Here is a 2,822-nt window from a genome sequence, read left to right as displayed (position 1 = left end):
GGGTGTCGCCCCCGAGGAGGAGGATGCAGACTTCGACTTCGAGGAGGTGTTGCGGGAGATCCATGTGGAGTTGGAGGATCTCAATGCCGAGGCGGCGGGGTTGGCCGCGACGATCAAGAGGAACTTTGAGGAGTTGGGGGTGTGAGCTGGCGTGCGGTAAGGCTCGGCGAGTTGATCGACATAAAGCATGGCTTCGCGTTCAAGAGCAAGTATTTCACCGACGAGGGGAAATACATTCTTCTGACTCCCGGAAATTGCCATGAAACCGGTGGCCTCAAGCTCAAGGGAGACAAGGAAAAGTATTATTCGGGAGAGGTTCCGGCGGACTTCCTGCTTGCAGCAGGAGACTTACTTGTCGTTATGACCGATCTGGTGAACACCGCGCCCATCCTGGGCGGAGCGTTCATAATTCCGGAAGATGACCGCTTCCTTCACAACCAGCGTTTAGGACTGATCTCCCTGAAAGACACGTCGCGGATTCAGAAGGCGTTTCTCTACTATCTTCTGAATACCAAAGGTTACCGCGCACAGGTGCGAGGCTCAGCAAGTGGGGCAACCGTCCGGCATACTTCTCCAGACCGGATCAAGCAGTGCGTTGTTCGAGTTCCCAACAGCCTGGACGAACAATCCCGCATCGCCTCAATCCTCTCCGCCTACGACGACCTGATCGAGAACAACCGGCGACGGATTCAGTTACTGGAGCAGGCGGCGCGGCTGCTCTACAAGGAGTGGTTCGTCCACCTCCGCTTCCCCGGCCACGAGCACGTCACCATCACCGACGGCGTGCCGGAGGGGTGGGAGAAGAAACCGCTTGGGGAGCACGTGACGCTGAAGTACGGCAAGGCGTTGAAGGCCGATAGCCGCGTCGATGGTTCATATCCGGTCTACGGTTCGAGCGGGATCGTGGGGACTCACGAGAAGCCGTTCGTCAAGGGGCCGGGAATTATCGTTGGCCGGAAAGGAAATGTCGGCAGCGTTTACTGGTCAAGCTGCGACTTCTATCCGATTGATACCGTTTACTTTATTGACGCAGATTCCAGCGACTTTTACCTTTACCATGCACTGGCGCACATGCACTTCATCAGCACCGATGTCGCGGTACCAGGGCTCAACCGTGACTTCGCGCACAGCAGAAATCTGCTTTTCCCGCCAGAGATCCTTCACCGTGAGTTTCTTGATGCCGTTTCGCCGATGCATCAGCAAATGGATAAGCTCAATCAGGCGAACGAGAAGCTCCGCGCCGCCCGCGACCTACTCCTCCCCCGCCTCATGAACGGCGAGATCACCGTATGACGGAAACACACATCCTGATCATTGCCGGACCCAAGGGCGCGGGATAGGTCGCGATTAATCGACGAGGGAGACAAGCATGCATGAGAATACCCAGACCGTTCATCGCCTTGATGACCCGGATTTTCACAATGCCGAGATCGCTCTGAGGCGCGCCGCGATCAAGGCGCAACGCCAAGCACGCGAGGCGGGTCTTGAGCCCGTGGTGGCGGATCAGGCTGCGCCCGACACCAACGGGCAGCCCGAGCAGGATCGTTCAGAACCGGATTAAATCTCCGATATCCTAGAGTTGGCGGAGCGGTAAGCCTATGCAAGTCGATGAATCTTCACCTACTGCAAAAAAGGTGTGTCGAAATAGCGTCTTGGCCGCACTCCGTGACCTGAAATCCGAGTGGCGCTCCCGGGGTCTGCTGTCCATGGGTGTGTTTGGTTCTTTTGCGCGTAATACCGAGACTGGCGAGAGCGATTTGGATGTCTATGTGCGCATGGAAACGGCCAACCCCTATCTCTTGGTCCATCTCAAGGACGCGATCGAGGGTCGGGTTCATCGGCACGTCGATATCGTGCGGCTCCGTGAGCGGATGAACCCCGACCTGATGTCTCGAATCGAGCGTGAGGGGTTCGATGTATGACCAATCCCTAGCGCTGGAGATCCTTCGCCAGATCGACGGCGCTCTGCGGAAGATCGGCGACCGCGCCAGCCGCATCACCGGTCCCGACTTTGTCGCGACCATTCGGGCGTCCGATCGGGTCAAGGCGTCGGTGAAGGAGAAGTCGGCGCTTGAGCTGGTTCGGCACTATAGGCTCAGCACGGGGGAGTCATTGACGAACCTTGGCGTACTGTTGCTCGGCGATGCGTCGCGGCGGCAACGTTTTGGCACGGCGCCCTCGATCGCCTACGTGACAAGGGGTTGATCTCGTCCACCGGCGAGAAACGGGGACGCAAGTACTGGCCGGGTGCGGAGAAGTTATCGCCGTAGCTTGCTCGAATACGTCGAAACGGCTACCTCAGGATGTCGATAAATCGACTCGTACCACTTTATAATCAACAAGATGCTCAAGTCGATAAGTTGCAGCGCAGGTTAATATCAAAGAGGCCAGTGGGTGATAACGCTCGCATCTACCGGACCTGTCCTGCTGGCTCCCACGCTCCAGCGTGGGAGCGAGGGCAGCAACTCCAGTGGTCGCGCCAGAGGTGGGCTCGTCACCAGCAAGAACGATCAGGCAGCGTTTGTGAACGGCAGAGCCCGTTTGAGCGTACACAAACCTCGTTGTGAGCATCAGACCATTCGCAAGCCCCCGGAGCCAGGGATATGAGCCCCGCCCCTTACACCGAAGACACGCTGGTCCAGCAGACCACGGCCGACTATCTGCAACAGCAGCTCGGTTGGGAATCGGTGTTCGCCTTCAACCAGGAGGACTTCGGGCCGGACAGCCTGCTCGGGCGTTTGTCCGACCATGAGATGGTACTCACGCGTCCACTGCGCGCGGCGCTGGAGCGGCTGAATCCGGGCTTGCCGGAGCCGGCCTAT

The 2,822-nt window shown here is 58.3% G+C and carries 5 protein-coding genes; all 5 read left to right on the top strand.

Features of this window, described 5'->3' with window-relative positions; all coding sequences use genetic code 11:
- Positions 1-141: 141 nt before the first annotated feature.
- Positions 142-1,293 (top strand): restriction endonuclease subunit S, encoded by a 1,152-nt coding sequence (locus tag VBE63_RS26850; protein WP_323686062.1) that lies wholly within the window; start codon positions 142-144, stop codon positions 1,291-1,293.
- A 76-nt stretch (positions 1,294-1,369) separates the two neighbouring features.
- Positions 1,370-1,561 carry a hypothetical protein gene (locus VBE63_RS26845; protein WP_323686061.1) on the top strand — a complete coding sequence of 64 codons (192 nt, stop codon included), beginning with the start codon at positions 1,370-1,372 and terminating at the stop codon, positions 1,559-1,561.
- Positions 1,562-1,652: 91 nt separating this feature from the next.
- Positions 1,653-1,922: a nucleotidyltransferase family protein gene (locus tag VBE63_RS26840; protein ID WP_323686060.1), complete on the top strand. Its 270-nt coding sequence runs from the start codon at positions 1,653-1,655 to the stop codon at positions 1,920-1,922.
- Positions 1,915-2,205 carry a hypothetical protein gene (locus VBE63_RS26835; RefSeq protein WP_323686059.1) on the top strand — a complete coding sequence of 97 codons (291 nt, stop codon included), beginning with the start codon at positions 1,915-1,917 and terminating at the stop codon, positions 2,203-2,205. Before VBE63_RS26840 ends, VBE63_RS26835 begins: the two co-directional genes overlap by 8 nt.
- A 398-nt stretch (positions 2,206-2,603) precedes the next feature.
- A partial coding sequence (locus VBE63_RS26830; protein ID WP_323686058.1) for a hypothetical protein occupies positions 2,604-2,822 on the top strand: 219 nt, incomplete at its 3' end.

Source organism: Lamprobacter sp., assembly GCF_034860625.1.
In the GTDB taxonomy this organism is placed as follows: domain Bacteria; phylum Pseudomonadota; class Gammaproteobacteria; order Chromatiales; family Chromatiaceae; genus Lamprobacter.
The sequence above is the reverse complement of the archived record's forward strand: the minus strand, read 5'-3'. Positions and strand labels throughout refer to the sequence as shown.